The organism is Acinetobacter sp. IK31 (genome assembly GCF_035615195.1).
GTDB lineage: Bacteria > Pseudomonadota > Gammaproteobacteria > Pseudomonadales > Moraxellaceae > Acinetobacter > Acinetobacter calcoaceticus_C.
In genome coordinates this window covers 103,982-119,933 of record NZ_JANBOB010000016.1, presented here as the reverse complement: position 1 = coordinate 119,933, position 15,952 = coordinate 103,982, and the positions used below count along the sequence as shown (strand labels likewise).

At 36.3% G+C, this 15,952-nt stretch carries 16 protein-coding genes; 8 read left to right on the top strand and 8 right to left on the bottom strand.

Annotation, left to right across the window (positions count from 1 at the left end):
* Nucleotides 1–4 precede the first annotated feature (4 nt).
* From uraD to MSG66_RS09180, 4 genes are all read left to right on the top strand, one after another.
* A complete protein-coding gene (uraD, locus tag MSG66_RS09195; protein ID WP_324653785.1) occupies nt 5–508 on the top strand; it encodes a 2-oxo-4-hydroxy-4-carboxy-5-ureidoimidazoline decarboxylase in 504 nt (167 codons plus the stop codon).
* Nucleotides 505–828: a hydroxyisourate hydrolase gene (gene uraH, locus MSG66_RS09190; RefSeq protein WP_324653783.1), complete on the top strand. Its 324-nt coding sequence runs from the start codon at nt 505–507 to the stop codon at nt 826–828. The genes uraD and uraH overlap by 4 nt, the downstream gene beginning before the upstream one ends.
* 24 nt (nt 829–852) lie before the next feature.
* The gene (locus MSG66_RS09185; protein WP_324653781.1) at nt 853–2,220 is read left to right on the top strand and encodes a nucleobase:cation symporter-2 family protein; all 1,368 of its coding nucleotides are present in this window, start codon (nt 853–855) and stop codon (nt 2,218–2,220) included.
* 121 nt (nt 2,221–2,341) lie between these two features.
* Nucleotides 2,342–3,067: an outer membrane protein OmpK gene (locus MSG66_RS09180; protein WP_324653779.1), complete on the top strand. Its 726-nt coding sequence runs from the start codon at nt 2,342–2,344 to the stop codon at nt 3,065–3,067.
* Nucleotides 3,068–3,119: 52 nt separating this feature from the next.
* On the opposite strand, the gene hpxO is transcribed toward MSG66_RS09180, so the two are convergent.
* Nucleotides 3,120–4,277 carry an FAD-dependent urate hydroxylase HpxO gene (hpxO, locus tag MSG66_RS09175; protein WP_324653777.1) on the bottom strand — a complete coding sequence of 386 codons (1,158 nt, stop codon included), beginning with the start codon at nt 4,275–4,277 and terminating at the stop codon, nt 3,120–3,122.
* A 199-nt stretch (nt 4,278–4,476) separates the two neighbouring features.
* Here hpxO and alc point away from each other — a divergent pair, with 199 nt between their 5' ends.
* Together alc and MSG66_RS09165 are read left to right on the top strand one after the other, a co-directional pair.
* Nucleotides 4,477–5,487: an allantoicase gene (gene alc, locus MSG66_RS09170; protein WP_262473087.1), complete on the top strand. Its 1,011-nt coding sequence runs from the start codon at nt 4,477–4,479 to the stop codon at nt 5,485–5,487.
* Nucleotides 5,484–5,987: an ureidoglycolate lyase gene (locus MSG66_RS09165; protein ID WP_324654136.1), complete on the top strand. Its 504-nt coding sequence runs from the start codon at nt 5,484–5,486 to the stop codon at nt 5,985–5,987. Before alc ends, MSG66_RS09165 begins: the two co-directional genes overlap by 4 nt.
* Nucleotides 5,988–6,124: 137 nt before the next feature.
* On the opposite strand, the gene parE is transcribed toward MSG66_RS09165, so the two are convergent.
* Both parE and MSG66_RS09155 read right to left on the bottom strand, forming a co-directional pair.
* Nucleotides 6,125–8,008 carry a DNA topoisomerase IV subunit B gene (gene parE / locus MSG66_RS09160; RefSeq protein WP_324653774.1) on the bottom strand — a complete coding sequence of 628 codons (1,884 nt, stop codon included), beginning with the start codon at nt 8,006–8,008 and terminating at the stop codon, nt 6,125–6,127.
* Nucleotides 8,009–8,022: 14 nt separating this feature from the next.
* On the bottom strand, nt 8,023–8,604 hold the full coding sequence (locus MSG66_RS09155) for a YqiA/YcfP family alpha/beta fold hydrolase (protein WP_202743188.1): 582 nt from the start codon (nt 8,602–8,604) through the stop codon (nt 8,023–8,025).
* 210 nt (nt 8,605–8,814) lie between these two features.
* On the opposite strand from MSG66_RS09155, the gene MSG66_RS09150 reads away from it, so the two are divergent.
* Nucleotides 8,815–10,158 carry an alpha/beta fold hydrolase gene (locus tag MSG66_RS09150; RefSeq protein WP_042895828.1) on the top strand — a complete coding sequence of 448 codons (1,344 nt, stop codon included), beginning with the start codon at nt 8,815–8,817 and terminating at the stop codon, nt 10,156–10,158.
* 32 nt (nt 10,159–10,190) lie between these two features.
* On the opposite strand, the gene MSG66_RS09145 is transcribed toward MSG66_RS09150, so the two are convergent.
* Entirely contained in the window at nt 10,191–10,889 is a 699-nt protein-coding gene (locus tag MSG66_RS09145) for a hypothetical protein (protein ID WP_420714256.1), read from the bottom strand.
* Nucleotides 10,890–10,916: 27 nt separating this feature from the next.
* A complete protein-coding gene (locus MSG66_RS09140; protein ID WP_324653771.1) occupies nt 10,917–11,441 on the bottom strand; it encodes a hypothetical protein in 525 nt (174 codons plus the stop codon).
* Between the two features lie 138 nt (nt 11,442–11,579).
* Here MSG66_RS09140 and MSG66_RS09135 point away from each other — a divergent pair, with 138 nt between their 5' ends.
* Nucleotides 11,580–12,236 (top strand): haloacid dehalogenase-like hydrolase, encoded by a 657-nt coding sequence (locus tag MSG66_RS09135; protein WP_324653769.1) that lies wholly within the window; start codon nt 11,580–11,582, stop codon nt 12,234–12,236.
* 303 nt (nt 12,237–12,539) lie between these two features.
* On the opposite strand, the gene MSG66_RS09130 is transcribed toward MSG66_RS09135, so the two are convergent.
* Genes MSG66_RS09130 through MSG66_RS09120 form a run of 3 tightly spaced genes read right to left on the bottom strand, consistent with a single transcriptional unit; the run spans nt 12,540 to nt 15,951 of the window.
* On the bottom strand, nt 12,540–13,013 hold the full coding sequence (locus MSG66_RS09130) for a hypothetical protein (RefSeq protein ID WP_324653768.1): 474 nt from the start codon (nt 13,011–13,013) through the stop codon (nt 12,540–12,542).
* 8 nt (nt 13,014–13,021) lie between these two features.
* Entirely contained in the window at nt 13,022–15,418 is a 2,397-nt protein-coding gene (locus MSG66_RS09125; RefSeq protein WP_324653766.1) for a M23 family metallopeptidase, read from the bottom strand.
* Nucleotides 15,415–15,951 (bottom strand): hypothetical protein, encoded by a 537-nt coding sequence (locus MSG66_RS09120; protein WP_324653764.1) that lies wholly within the window; start codon nt 15,949–15,951, stop codon nt 15,415–15,417. Before MSG66_RS09120 ends, MSG66_RS09125 begins: the two co-directional genes overlap by 4 nt.
* Nucleotide 15,952 lies beyond the last annotated feature (1 nt).

Genomic DNA, 15,952 nt, shown 5'->3' with positions numbered 1-15,952 from the left:
AACAGTGTTTTTAGCCGAGTTTAATCAAGCCCCACCCGCACAACTCAAGACTTTGTTAAAAAACTGTGTCCACATTCCCGCATGGGCTGAAAAAATCATCTCAGAACGTCCCTATTTATCAAAAGCATCTCTTGTGGAATATGCAGAACAAATTAGCCAAATGTGGACTTGGCAGGAAATCGAACAAGCTTTAACAACCCACCCAAAAATTGGTGAACGGCAGGCAAAAAATCAGCTCAATGCAAAAGAGCAACATTTTTCAAATCAAGAACAAGCTGGCATTTCTCTAGATGAGAAAACGCAGCAAGCCCTACTGCAAAGCAATCTCGATTATGAACAAAAATTTGGCTTCATTTTTTTAATTAAAGCAGCAGGCTTAAGTAGCGAAGAGATTTTAAAAAATCTACATGAACGTCTTCAAAATGATTTAGCCACAGAAAAAATAATTGTACATGAGCAACTCGCAGCAATTGCTCTATTACGACTGTCTCAGGAAATACAAGCATGATCAGCACTCATATTTTAGATACGAATTTAGGCAAACCGGCTGCACACGTAGAAGTGAAGTTATTTCATGCAAAAACCCATGAGCTGATTGCGACCGCAACCACGAACCAAGATGGGCGAGTGAGTGATTTTGGAATAAAAGAGTTTGCAGAGGGTGCTTATCAACTTGAGTTCGAAATCGCCTCTTATTTTTCATCACTAAAAGTCAAAACTTTTTTCCCACGTGTTTGTATTCAGTTTTTTGTAGAAGACATTAATCAGCATTACCACATTCCCCTACTGATCAGCCCATTTGCTTACTCCACTTATCGCGGTAGCTAACTCAAATATAAATAGGAGAAAAATATGAATCATCGGCAAAAGAATGCGATTTCTCCAGAGCATGAATATTTAGGAATATCCAAAAGTTTTGCTTACGGGTTACAGCACGTGCTGACCATGTATGGTGGCATTGTTGCCCCGCCCCTTATTATTGGAACAGCGGCTGGATTAAGCTCAGCACAAGTCGGAATGTTAATTGCGGCTGCGCTATTTGTAGGTGGATTGGCAACACTGATTCAAACCATTGGAACCAAATATTTAGGCGCAAAATTACCTTTAGTTCAGGGCGTGTCTTTTGCGGGTGTGGCAACCATGGTGGCCATTATTACCACAGGAGGCGGCCTACCTGCGGTGTATGGTGCGGTCATTGCGGCTTCTCTAATTGGTCTTTGCCTTGCACCTTATTTTTCTAAAATTATTCGATTTTTTCCACCTGTGGTGACGGGCTGTGTCATCACGATTATTGGTTTATCTCTATTACCTGTCGCAGTTCGCTGGATGATGGGTGGTAACGATAAAGCACCTGACTGGGGTAGCGTAGAAAATATCTCTTTGGCCTTGCTGACCTTAGGCATTGTGATTGTTCTAAATATGCTGCCTCAAGCCAGCATTCGCCGTTTATCAATTTTATTGGCAATTGTTGCAAGCACTATACTGGCCTACTTCATGGGCTTTGGTGATTTTAGTCAAGTGAGCTCTGGTGCATGGGTTCAATTCCCACACTTATTTGCATTTGGTTTACCAACATTCGAGCTCAGCGCAATCTTGTCAATGCTGATTGTGACGCTAGTCATTATGACAGAAACCACAGCCGATATTATTGCTGTCGGCGACATTGTAGGAACGGAAGTAGATGCTAAACGTATTGCCAATGGCGTACGTGCCGACATGTTTTCAAGTGCTTTCGCTCCTCTCTTTGGTTCGTTCATGCAAAGCGCTTTTGCTCAAAATGTAGGACTAGTTGCGATTACAGGCATCAAAAGCCGATTTGTAGTGGCAGCAGGTGGATTCATCCTGATTATTTTGGGGCTACTCCCTATTATGGGGCGTTTAATTGCAGCGATTCCAATGCCCGTACTTGGTGGTGCAGGTTTAGTCTTATTTGGGTCAGTTGCAGCGAGCGGAATTCGCACTTTGGCAAAAATAGATTATAACGATCAGAAAAATTTAATTATTGTCGCGACTGCTTTATCTGCTGGTATGATTCCAATTATTAACCATGAGTTTTATGCTCATTTTCCTGTTTGGGTACAAACTTTGTTCCATTCAGGCATTAGTTCAACTTGTATTTTTGCTATCTTGTTGAATTTGTTATTTAATCATTTACCTACATTTCGCAGCTCGCGGACTCCTCATTTAAGCCAAACAATAAAGACACAAAATACACATTAATGATTTAGTTTTTAGCGCCCCACTTCGGTGGGCCTTTTTTTAACCGTTGATCAAATTTGGCTTCATTTTTGCTTAAGACAATGTATCCTTAGCGTGCTTTATTTGGGGGGAGATCATTTAAATGCAATTAAAGCAACTTGCGGCAACTTGTGCCTTGTTATCTGCAACTGCCATGGTTCAGGCAAAACCAATCTGGCAAGATTTTAGCGTGACTGGACTTTATGGTGAAAACTATGAAGTTGTAGATGACAAAGAAACCACGATTACTTTGGAATATGCAGCGAAAGTTAAATACGCTGATGTATTCTTCTTCTTAGACCGCATGCGTGGCGAAGATGACTACAAAAGTACTTACTTTGAGTTATCACCGCGTTTAAGCTTAGGCGAAGTGTCTGGCAAAAAACTGGCGTATGGTCCAGTAAAAGATGTGCTAGTAAGTACCACGTGGGAAAGCAACTCCCAAAATGGCAACAACTTCGACAACTTTCTTTATGGCTTTGCAGTTGATTTAGATATTCCATATTTCCAATATGCAAATTTAAACTTCTACCGTGCAAATAATGAGAACACTGACGACGATTACCAAATGACGTTTGTTTATGGCATTCCATTTAAACTCGCATCTGAAGATTTCTTGGTAGATGGTTTCCTTGACTGGTCAACTGCAGAAGATGACCATGCCAGCGAGTTAAACTGGACCACCCAATGGAAATGGAATGTAGGTAAACACATTTCTCCTGACACACGTTTATACCTAGGTATTGAACACTCTGTGTGGAATAACAAATTCGGTATTAAAGGTGCTGACGAAAATAACGTAAGCGCATTGGTTAAATACCACTTCTAAAATTTTAATTTAGAAGATTAAACAGCAAGGAAAATTCCTTGCTGTTTTTATTTTAATCGAGTGGATTACCCACAATATTACTAATAATTCCCTGCATAATATGTCCGCCTTGCTCACGGCGTAATTCTGCATACCACGCTTGTGTAACGCTTTCATCTTTCATATGCGTCACATCGCAGCGTTTTCTCGCACGAAGTACCAATTCATTTGCACGTTCATTGCGTTTGTTTTGATAGCGACGTAAAGCGTCTTCGACACCTAAAGTATTAATTTGTAGGGATCGGGCTAAATAAATAGCATCTTCCATTGCTTGGCAACCACCTTGTCCAATATCAGGTGTGGTGCTGTGTGCAGCATCACCTAAAATCACCACGCGACCTTTATAAAACTGGGTGAACGGCTCAATATCATGTATTTCTACGCGATTGGTCTTTTGCGGATCTAAACGTTCAATGAGCTGCTGTACTGGCAAGCACCAATCAGCAAAATATTGTTTTAAAAGTTTTTTATATTCATCTCGATTATTTTCTAAACCTGCTGGTAAAGGCACATCTAAAAAGAAATAGAATTTCCCATCCGCAACTGGCATCAGAGAGGCACGCTTGCCTTCCCCCACATAAGTTGTCCATTGCTCGGCCGGTGCTAAATCTTCAGATATTTCAACCAGACCATTCCAGTTTACATAACCCGCGTAACGGCGCTGTACTTGCTGGCCCAACACATAGGCCCGTGTAAGAGAGTGAGTGCCATCTGCCCCAATTACTAAATCGGCTTGTGTAGAGCTACCATCAGCAAAATGCACCTCAACAAAATCAGCGTTGTCATCAAGATTGACCATTTTTTTGCCTAAATAAATCTGATCTCGGCCAAATTCATCCATCAGCATGTTTTGTAAATCGGCGCGTGCAACTGGATAAGGTCTTTGCCCTACTTCTTCAATTAATGGCAGTAAACTGAATTGTGTCATCACATCTCCAGTTAAACCATCGACATAGGCCAAGTCATCCATTTGTCCACCAAGTTGAGCGATTTTCTCGGTTAATCCCAGATAGTTTAGACATTTCACACCATTCGACCACAGCGAAATTGCCGCGCCGACAGGAAGAATTTTTTCAGTTTGCTCATAAATACGAACTTGATGACCAAATTTCTTTAATGCAATGCCTGTGGTTAGACCTCCCATTCCCGCACCAATAATCACCACATTCATAACACTCTCCTATAGATATTCACCTATAGGGTGCTTATGCTAAAAACATGCCATCGTTCAAAATTTATTTAGCTTTTCCACAAAACTGGCATGCACCATGCTTATATATTTAAGGATAAAACTCGTCTTAGCACGCTCAGTGTTAGGGCTGTTTTAAATGAAAAATCATGTTTTTAATAAGAAATACGGATACTCCATTATGGCAACACTGCACGCTCCAGCTTTTGAACTTCCTGAAATTTTGAATACAAAAACTAATTTGGCAGATGCCCGAATTGGTGCACAAATCATTGAGTGTTCAGATGATTTTTTTGCCGAAGCAAAGCGTATGCTGCAATTTGAAGCACCTGTTTTTGTTGAAGATAAATTTGATGACAACGGCAAATGGATGGACGGTTGGGAAACGCGCCGTAAGCGTCATGCAGGCTATGACTGGTGTATTGTAAAGCTTGGTGTGAGTGGGAAAATCAGTGCACTTGATATTGATACCAGCTTTTTTACAGGAAATTATCCTGCATCTGCATCATTAGAAGCTTGTTATGCACCAAATGATGACCTTACAGGAGCAAAATGGGAAAGTATTTTAGGAAATACTGAGCTAGGCCCAAGCCAACATCATATTTTTATGGTCAATAATGATGCACTTTTCACTCACATACGCCTCAATATTTTCCCAGATGGTGGAATCGCCCGTTTACGTGTCTATGGGGAAGTTCATATTCAGGTGACTGACAGCGAGCAAACACTCGATTTATTGGCCCTAGAAAATGGCGGTCGCGTAGTAGCGTATAGCGATGCCCATTTTGGACATCCACGTAATTTGATTAACCCAGGCCGTGGAGTCAATATGGGTGATGGATGGGAAACCAAACGCCGCCGAGCACCGGGTTATGACTGGTGTATTCTTGCATTGGGTAAAAGCGGGAAAATTGAGAAGCTTGAAATTGATACGGCTCACTTTAAAGGAAACTTTCCTGCCCAAGTCTCTATTCAGGCGGTTTATCTTGAAAATGCAACAGATGCACAATTAATTCCACAGAGTATGTTCTGGTCTTATTTACTTGAAGCTCAACCTATGCAAATGGACCATATTCATGAATATGTGAATGAAATTTTGCAGCATGAAAAAATCTCTCATATTCGTATTAACATGATTCCAGATGGCGGCATTAGCCGTGTCCGTTTATGGGGGAAAATTGCCAAGTCATGATCATGAATAATGTCCAAATTCAACCCTTAACAATTGAGAGCTTTCAGCCCTTCGGAGAAGTCATTTGTTGTGACGGGCATGACTTTTTTCATATTAATGATGCCCACACCGAGCGCTACCACGCACTTGTCCAAACCGAAATTGAAGGTGAAGCAAAAACGGGGATCAGTATTTTTCGGAATATTAAGGCCAGCGTGTTACCTCTGGAAATTTCGATGCTTGAGCGTCATCCAAAAGGTTCTCAGGCATTTATCCCCTTACAACAACAAAAGTTTTTAATTATTGTAGCACCCGCTTTGGACGAAAATATTCCCGATATTTCAAAGCTATGTGCATTTATTTCGGATGGAAAGCAAAGCATTAATTACCGCGTAGGTACATGGCATCATCCGCTACTTACCTTTGAAGCACCGAGTGATTTTGCAGTAGTAGACCGAATTGGAGGCGGAGCAAATTGTGATGTTTTTCAATTTCCACACGCTATAAAAATTACTGTCTAAACTTAAATATATAAGATCTGTCTATTTAAGTTTGATGTCTAAAAACCAATAGTAGAAACCGTTGTGGTGATTTCCAACAATTTAAGTTTACATAAAAAATCCCCGTTCAACTGGCGGGGACTTTTTTAATAGATTTTTTAGACAGAAATATCTGCTAAATTGCCTTTTTGCTCAAGCCATTGCTTGCGGTCCGCGGAACGTTTTTTAGCAAGTAATTTATCAAGCAATCCTGCTGTTAAATGTGTATCGTCCAAATCAAGCTGCACCAAACGACGTGTATTTGGGTCCATGGTCGTTTCACGTAGCTGAATCGCGTTCATCTCACCCAGTCCTTTGAACCGGGTAATTTGCGGATTTCTATTTCCTTTAACATTTTTCAAGATGACTTCAAGCTCGTCGTCATCAAGGGCATAATGTACATCTTTACCAATATCAATACGGAATAATGGTGGCATTGCTACAAACAGGTGACCTTCTTCAACCAATGCAGGAAAGTGTTTAACGAACAGCGCACATAACAAAGTCGCAATATGTAAACCATCTGAGTCCGCATCGGCCAAAATACAAACTTTGCCATAACGTAGCTCGGACAAATCATCACTACCTGGATCTACCCCAATTGCGATCGCAATATCGTGAACTTCTTGAGAAGCCAAAACTTCATCTGAAGAAACTTCCCAAGTATTTAAGATTTTTCCACGAATTGGCATGATCGCCTGAAAGTTTTTATTGCGTGCTTGCTTAGCACTGCCACCTGCTGAGTCGCCCTCAACAATAAATAATTCACTGTCTTCTCGCGTTTGCCCTACACAGTCAGCCAATTTACCTGGTAAAGCAGGACCAGAAACAATCTTTTTACGCTCAACTTTTTTAGCTGCTTTTAAACGACGACCCGCTTTCGAAATCGCCATTTCTGCCAATTGCATGGCAATTTCAGCATGTTGGTTCAGCCAAAGTGAAAAAGCATCTTTGGCAATATTTAAAACAATATTAGATGCCTCTCGACTAGAAAGACGCTCTTTGGTTTGACCTGAAAACTGTGGTTCTTGAAACTTGAGTGACAAAATATAGTTCACGCCATCCCAGACATCTTCTGCTGAAAGCTTCAGATTACGCGGTAACAAGTTACGTAACTCACAGAACTCACGTAATGCTTCGGTCACCCCTGAACGTAACCCGTTCACATGAGTACCGCCTTGAGCAGTAGGAATCAGGTTCACATAACTTTCTTGAACCTGCTCGCCGCCTTCTACATTCCAGCAAATTGCAAATTCACATGCCGCACGATCTGCCTGTCCATAACTTACAAAAGCCGGATTTGGCAAGATTTCACGATCTTGCAATTCATCCATCAAATAGTCGACTAGCCCATTTTCAAATTGCCATTCGATTTTTTCATCATTGATTTGATCTATATAAATAACTTTTAAGCCTGCTGCTAAAACAGCTTTGGCTTTTAAGTTATGTTTGAGTGCTTTTAAAGCAAACTTCGGACTGTCGAAATATTTAGTTTCGGGCCAAAAATGTACGGTCGTACCTGTCGCACGTTTTGGGACTTTGCCTTCTAACACAGTTAAAGGAGCAACGGGTTCACCTTGCTCAAAAGCCATCTGATAAAGATTGCCCTGACGTTGTACTTCTACCTCAACACGTGTTGATAAAGCATTAACAACAGAAATACCAACACCGTGTAAACCACCAGAAAACTGGTAATTATCAGTACTAAATTTACCGCCAGCATGGAGTTTAGTCAGAATAATTTCGATACCGCTCTGGCCATACTCAGGGTGAATATCAACTGGCATACCGCGTCCATTATCTTCAACAGATAACGATCCATCTTTATAAACTGTGACACATATTTTGTCGGCATGACCCGCTAATGCTTCATCAACAGCATTATCAATAACTTCTTGGGCTAAATGGTTAGGTCGAGTCGTATCGGTATACATACCTGGACGACGACGAACAGGGTCTAAACCGGAAAGGACTTCAAGCGATTGAGCCGTATATTGTGTCACGTTGTACGTTTTCCTTATTTGATGGTGTGCGCAAAGAATTCGATCACTAACGGTAATTTTTCTTCAAAATCTTCCATAGCATGATTGCCATGAGCATCCGTCAAAATCAATGAGGATGGGGTTGCAGCACTATAATAGCGTTGTGCTTGACGATAATCCAAAATTTCGTCGCCTTGTTGCAACAAGACGAGTATTTTGTCGGCATTTTTAGGCTGTTTCAGTTCAAGTTGTTGTAACTGTCGTAACTGAACATGATCAATTGACCACTGATCGTTGACCACATAGGGCATGCTTTCAACTTGAAATAACTCATCAAACAACTTCCATGGTTGCATAGCAGGGTTAATCAGTACAGCCGGAATGTTATATTTCGCGACAAAATATGTCGCAAAAAAACCACCCAAACTACTTCCGACCAATGCAACATCATCCAGAGTTTCAATAAGCTCTGAAACTTGCTCAACCACCTGATCTGGAGATCTATTTAGGTTTGGCAAATGCACTTTAATTCCTAATTCGCTACAATACTGCCGTAAGCTCAATCCTTTAATCGAAAGAGAGCTACTATTAAAACCATGGAGGTAGATAATATTCATATATTTCCCTCTAAATTGAGACAAATTTCACAATTTTGTTCTCAGTTTGTATAGAAAAGCACAATTGTCAGACAAGAAAAACCACTCAACTAACCATTCATCAGTATTTTAAAAAAATGTGTTATTTAAACTACTAAGATGGAAACGTTTACTGCCGTTTATAAAAAGTACAGCTTAAAACGTCGGTTATAACGTATATGGGGAAAAGATATGCCGAGCTTAACACCACTACATGAGACTTATTGTAAATGGGATAGTACGCCACCTAGTCAGGCAGATGTATTAGAGGGTTTAGCTCAACTGTTCAGTACCAGCTTAAATGGTGTACATGAATTAATACAAGTCATTAATATTGAAGTATTAAAAAATGCTTTTGGTATTAGTACTCAAAATGCTAAAAACTTTCAAAAACGACCTTTAGTTCAAAAGGCATATCAGTTTTCTTATGGGGCCTTACAAAAATATGGGAGTTGCTTTTTAGCACCCAGCTTACGCCGTATTATTGAAAAGTTCCCAACGCTCCATGAAAAGCCTCTGACACCAAGTCTTCATTTTTTGGTGGGAATTTTGAATGGTATTTTTGGGGATTATTTACTCAAACAGCACAGTCCTCTCGCCTTGCCAATGGTCCTATACGATCACTACGGAGCTATACAACAAGGTGAGCTTGCGGGTCGTATTGTGATTTTAGTTCATGGTTTGTGTATGAACCATCTGACTTGGTCAAATGCACATTATGGCGGCATTGGGGAACGCTTATTAGCCCAGCGTGACCATAACACGATGTTATATTTAAATTACAATACAGGCCGTCGCATTTCAGCCAATGGACGCAGTTTCTCAAATTTATTAGAAGATCTAGTACAGCGTAATCCAAGAATTACCAGCATTGATGTGATTGGCCATAGTATGGGCGGACTCGTTTCCCGCAGTGCGCTGTTTTACGGCAAACAAAATATGTACCAATGGATTCATATGGTTGAGAATCTGGTTTGTATTGGCTCTCCACATCATGGTGCAGTCTTAGAGCGTTTTGGTTTTACCATACAAGATAAACTAGGGGCTTTCCCTTTTGTAGGTTTACTGGGTCAACTGGTCAATATTCGCAGTGACGGTATTTTAGATTTACGACATGGCAGTGTTCGTGATGACGACTGGGAATATATGGATGCCCGTATTGGCATGATGGATGATAACCGCGCCCCTGCTCCTTTGCCTTCCCATATCAATACCTTTTTAGTGGCAGGCACCCTCGAGTTTGAAAAAGTGCGTAATAAAGCACTTACTGTGATTGGTGACTACTTGGTAAGTATTAAAAGTGCGTTGGGTGAACATCCAAATCCACGTTTTCAGCTTAAAGTGCCAGATTCACATAAAGCCGTATTTTATGGCTTAAACCACTTTGAAATTCAATATCATTCGAGTGTTGCCGAGCAGATCACTCGCTGGTTATATCCTCATGTTAATGATTACGTGCAAGAAGGTATCCAAACCCATATTATTGATATGCCGAACTATACGCTCGAAGATTTAGAAGGGATTGTAGAGACGTAAAAAAAAGCCCAACTTATGTTGGGCTTTTTTAATTAATTAGCTTTTGTAGCAGAAAGAATGCCTGTTGTCTCACAACCCAAAGTAGAGGAAATACATTTTAAGTTACTGTTAAAAATAGTTTTGATAGACTGTATTTTTCCTGTTTTATAAGATTTTATATTTGCTAAATAAATATATTGTCCTTTTTTTGAATCATATGTTAATTGATCTCCCTGTAAGAAATCTGTCGACTTATTTTTATCCTCACTATCTGAATTTAAAACTGGAACCTCAAGAAACTTATTATTTATCAAACTATAAAAATATGCATTTGCAGTAAAATTTTTATATGGCTCTTTTACATAATCTATATTACTATTTTCCCGAACTCTAAAAGCCACAATACTTTTATCATTATACAATAAAGTAAAATCAACATTTGATTTTAGAGGAACTTTACTTTCAAAAATATTATATATTTCCTTTTTGTTTAAAATTTGAACTCCATATTTTTTTAAAGAATATTTAATCTCTTTTTTAGTTTTATTAATGTTGCTAAAATCCACTAATTTAATTTTTAAATTAGGATTTATAACTGTATATTTATTATAAGAATCTATATATTCTATAGGTGAATTTATTTGAGTGGAATCTTGTAAATAATCATTCCATTCACTCTTTTCTTTTGCATAACAAATATTAAAAGAAACACAACAAACTATCGTCATTACAAAAGAGTTTAAAACTTTCACAAACACCTCAAATATAAAAATTATAAATTAATAGTTTTTATTTAACCATTTTTTAACTTCAGAAATAGTTTTGTATTTATAGTAAACTTCCCCTTCTGCCATCCCTTCAAAACCTTCTGAATTATTACCTAATATATTTGTTATATTTTTCAAGCTTAAACTATTATTTCCAATAATTTGATATAAATTAATTTTATACATTTCACCTTCTATTTGTGGGGTACAACAGTAATATGATGAATTGAGGACAATTAATATAGGAGGTTTTCTTTTGTTTGATTTATAGATACTAACAGCTAAAAGCTTAGGACTTTCTTTAGCTGCAAAATCAGAGTAATCACCAACGAATATTTTCTTCTCTTGATCCCCAAAATAACTTTTAAGATATGAACCTTCTGAAGACTCACATATATAATTATAAAATTTATAATCATTTTTCTTAAAAACATTTAAGTTTACTTGCTGCTCAATATTACATTGATCCTTTGCAAATAAATTCTGAGAATATATTAGAGATGATATGACAAACATAATAGTAAAATATTTTTTCATTAGATTAGCTTATAAATAATAAGATCAAACCACTATAACAAAATTACAATAAAATATTTTATAAATTTATAAAGTAAATATTAAAATGTTCCTTTTAAAAACTAATTCTTATCACTATTACTAAATTTAGAGAAATATATGAAGGAAATCGTTGTTTTTGACTTGGATGGGACATTAATTTCGGGTGATTCTACAAAGGCATGGTTAACAGATAAATTGAAATCTAATCTTCTCAGATTTATCGCTGCAATTATTGTTAGTCCGATTGCTTTGCCTCTTATGAAATTCAAGAAATATAAATCTAGAGGTGCTTCATTATATTTGTGGATTGCAACATATGGTGTGAATGAAGAAGCATTAGAATACAGTTTTAAAGTTTTTTCCAATAATATAAAAGATACCACTTCTGATTCATTATATTGGTTTGAGCAAGGTATAACCGAAGTTAAAGATCATTTAGCCAGTGGAAGAATTGTGTTTATTGCCACGGCTGCACCAGAAAAGTTAGCGAATGTTTTACTGGAGTCTATCAATCTAGATGCGCAAATTATTGGCACTCCTTTGCAAAAGAAACTAGGAGGATGGACAAGTGGGATACATTGTAGGTCTGAAGAAAAAGTAAGAAGATTGAATAAATTTAATGTCAATCAACCTTGGTTCGCGACATACAGTGATGATATTGAAGATGACTTGCCTATTTTGATGGGCGCCAAACTCCCCTATTTAATTAATGGGGATAATAATAAGATTAAACATATAAAAATCAAAAATTTAAAACTATTAAACTGGTTTTAAAAGTTTTAATATTAATATTTTTTATAGAAGCTATCTAACAACTAATTAACCAAAGACGCTATAGAATCAATTAAATTAACCTATATAGGCACTTTCAGTAATAAAAGTGCCTATAAAATTATAAGCTATTTATCGGATAATTTAACTTTTAACGTATCTTTACAACAAGTTAGATAAAAATCATATCAAAATCTAGAATTACAGAAATATATTAGATATTCATTAAAACTACTTTTAATGAAATAATTTTATATTTTCTAAATAAATATAATGATTCATAACTATAATCAATTTTTTCAAATTCTAAATACCATTTGCTTCCCACATTTCAACAGCTTCTTGACATTGCTCAAGAGAATGGAATGCAAATACTCTAGTATCTTTCATAGTAATTTTAATAGCATCAGAATTTAAATCGAATACATTTTTCTCAACAGAACATTGATAATTCTTTAGTTTATAACCGTTTAATTTCTTACATTTTGGTTGTTCTAACTTTTCATCAAAAGTATACCAATCATTTAAGGTTTTACCCATACAAGTAATTTTATCCTGAGCATCCATTTGTGGTTTTGAATTCTCTATTTTTTTATCTCTCAGTTGAGAAACAGAAGTCTCCTTTATTAGTGAGTCATTAGTATTATTTGACTGTGATTTTATAACTGAATTTGATTCGTTTTGCTGTTCAATAGATGCATTAGATTCTTTTTCCACTTTGTTAACATCATTGCAAGCCGTCAAAAGTAAAATACTTAGGATTATTAAAATTTTATTCATTACCAATCTCATAATGTTGAATTATCTAAGAAGGTAGTAGGATCTATTAGATCAGACCGCCGTTGATAGGCATTGTTGCCACGAACTGTTAATGGACCAGTATCTTTAGGATTAGAATACATCTCCAAATGTAACATCATACTTGGAACTTGTATTGTGAGTTTACCTACATAGCCAATAGTTTGCCCGCGTTTTACATCATCTCCAACTTTTACTAAGGACTTTCCTGACAGAACCTCACCATAACGTATAATATGTTTTTTATGTATAATTTCAATTACATCAGTACCAGAATAAAAACCTTTTACCACACGTACTTTTCCATCCGCCATAGCTCTTACTTCAGTACCAGCTTTAGCATATAAATCACATCCAGCATGTTTACGTTTTCCACCACTACGATTTGAACCAAATCTACCGCTACCATTTTTATAAGAACTTGTCCGAGTTTTTAATGGAAACAAATAAGATTCATCCTCTTTCAGTTTATCTATTCTTAACTCAATAACTGGCATAGGATTCTTCAAAATAGCGGTATAAAGTACTTGTTCTTTACTATCAATATCTACAACAATTTCAATTTTCTTCCCTTCTTCGCCCCGATGTTTTTTTAAACCAATACCATCTTGTCCAGTATAATGTGTTCTTTTTGCACCATTATACTTAATTGAATAAGCTAGATTTTCATCCTTACCTGTCTCTTTATTGATTGTTTTAATAGTAAAAGCAACATCACTACCATACTGTTTGGTTAAAGGATTACCATTTTTCTCTGTATGAACATTCGCTGTTTTTCCCAGTGAAGGGATAAAATCAATCAAGTAATCAACAAAGCTCTCTTCATTCTTAGGTGGTGTTTCTTTCGCTGGTGCTGTTTTTGCTGGTACTGTCTTACTTGGAGTGTTTGGAGCTACTCGAGGTATCTGAATTGTTGTAGCCGCAGGATTTAAATTGACATTAATTACGGAAATACTTGGATCATTTCTTAATGTCAAAACAGGTTCCTTATTTGAAAGTAGCAATTTATAAACAAATGCATTCAACATTTTTAATTGAATAAAGCCATTACTATCCGTTGTTTTCTCTATTTCTCTACCTCTATATGAAACAAAAAATTTATTATTTTTTAAAATTTTACCTTTACTATCATGTATCTTCAATTTTACGCTGACTAGCCCTAATGGGACTGATATACAGCTATTTTCCACTCCTTTAGTTACAGATATTGTTTTTAGTTTTTGATAACCTTTACTTCCATTTACCAATATATCTAAATTTTCACCCTCTTCTGCAATTAAACCAGTTTTTACTCCTGAACTATCAGAAGTATGCTCTTTGACCTTACCTTTATATCTTACGAAAAACCTCATACTTGTTATTTTTCTATTTGTATCACTTTCTATTATGGCTATATCAAATTTTATATCTTTAGAAGTATTTGTTTTCACCTCCTCTTTCTTTGAATCACCAGTTTTCTGTTCAACAACGACAACTTTTTCTTGTTTTGGCTCTGGTTCAGCAGGTTTTTGTAAGACAGATTGAATTTTAATATCTTCACTTACACTTAATTCAATAGATTGTTTTTTATCAGAGGCTTGTGTGATAACAGCTGATTGTTTATCATCTGCTTTAATTATAATGTTACTGCCCGGATGTCTAATAATAACAGGTAATAGTCCTTGCTCATCTGACTCTGCATTTACAATAAACTTTGATTGTTTAAACTTACCACTATATTCAGATTCAATAGTTACTTTTTTATTTTTTGCTATTTGTCCTATTTGATTTTTTAATATTATATATATTTTTCTACTACAACAGCTTTCTAAGTCATAATGGTTAAACATATCAATATATCTACTAATATGAACATTATTTCCATCTACTTCTTTATAATTTCCTTTAAACCCTGATATACCTAAAAAAGAACCTAAGCCTCCGTCACCAACTAAATGAGCCCCTGCAATAGCACCCGATTCAGTAATTTCAATTCCATTTATTATTTTCCCATAGTATTCATTAAAACTTCTATTTCTTAATCGTTTGCAAAGAAGATCTATCCATTCTCCAATAATTTGAACCTGCTTAGCAGGAGATTTCAAAAAATCTGATAAAGAATTAACACCATTGTGTCCAATCCAACTCCCAGTCCAATCGTTTCCTTCAGTTTTATCAAAATTATCTTTCCAATGCTTATAATAACCAAGATCGATAAGTGCAGCTTCCCCAAACTGGAAAAAACCAATATAACCCCGAGAATTTTTATTTTGGCTTGCTCTAATGTTTACTGGTGCCGTTAAGGGTAAACTTAAATCTGATGAAGATTCCATTCTTGAAACGGCACAAATAAATCCATATCGCGTTAATGGATATGACTTTTGATTTATAGATTTACCATTTTTCATTTATTTAAGTCCCCAAAACTAAATCGTTTAATATCAATTTTTTTATTATTGATATATGAACTTAAAATAGGTTTCATTTTCTCAAAATCCCCCAATCCAGGGCAACTTAACTCAACACCATTTTTATTCGCTTTTTTTGTTGGAAAAAACTTATCTTCAAACATATCATAGCGACCTAAATTTCTAAAATATGAAAAATAATTACCATTAGTATCACTAATGATATTTATATCACTATGATCATTTTTTAGATAAGCATAATAAACTTGATATTTATTTTTATTCACTTCAATAACTTGACATTCCCCTGTTGACATCCATTGAGGATCTTTTGGGTTTAAGCCAATAGTCTTTACAAGCTTTGCTTTATTGTTATCTTCCCAAATTTGTTTACATGGGATATTAACCTTATCAGTTTTGATACTTTCATTCTTATTTTTGAAGCTATCCCAAATTTTTTCACAAGTATTTTCTTCAGCAAAAGCTTGTATTGAGATAAATGTGCTCAGTAGCAATATTAGACTGCGTTTCATC

Coding starts and splice junctions, on each gene's coding strand:
- uraH (WP_324653783.1), top strand. CDS start 505: ATGATCAGCACTCATATTTTAGATACGAATTTAGGCAAACCGGCTGCA.
- MSG66_RS09185 (WP_324653781.1), top strand. CDS start 853: ATGAATCATCGGCAAAAGAATGCGATTTCTCCAGAGCATGAATATTTA.
- MSG66_RS09180 (WP_324653779.1), top strand. CDS start 2,342: ATGCAATTAAAGCAACTTGCGGCAACTTGTGCCTTGTTATCTGCAACT.
- hpxO (WP_324653777.1), bottom strand. CDS start 4,277: ATGAATGTGGTGATTATTGGTGCGGGAATGGGAGGTCTAACCACAGGC.
- alc (WP_262473087.1), top strand. CDS start 4,477: ATGGCAACACTGCACGCTCCAGCTTTTGAACTTCCTGAAATTTTGAAT.
- MSG66_RS09165 (WP_324654136.1), top strand. CDS start 5,484: ATGATCATGAATAATGTCCAAATTCAACCCTTAACAATTGAGAGCTTT.
- MSG66_RS09155 (WP_202743188.1), bottom strand. CDS start 8,604: ATGAATATTATCTACCTCCATGGTTTTAATAGTAGCTCTCTTTCGATT.
- MSG66_RS09150 (WP_042895828.1), top strand. CDS start 8,815: ATGCCGAGCTTAACACCACTACATGAGACTTATTGTAAATGGGATAGT.
- MSG66_RS09140 (WP_324653771.1), bottom strand. CDS start 11,441: ATGAAAAAATATTTTACTATTATGTTTGTCATATCATCTCTAATATAT.
- MSG66_RS09135 (WP_324653769.1), top strand. CDS start 11,580: ATGAAGGAAATCGTTGTTTTTGACTTGGATGGGACATTAATTTCGGGT.
- MSG66_RS09130 (WP_324653768.1), bottom strand. CDS start 13,013: ATGAATAAAATTTTAATAATCCTAAGTATTTTACTTTTGACGGCTTGC.
- MSG66_RS09125 (WP_324653766.1), bottom strand. CDS start 15,418: ATGAAAAATGGTAAATCTATAAATCAAAAGTCATATCCATTAACGCGA.
- MSG66_RS09120 (WP_324653764.1), bottom strand. CDS start 15,951: ATGAAACGCAGTCTAATATTGCTACTGAGCACATTTATCTCAATACAA.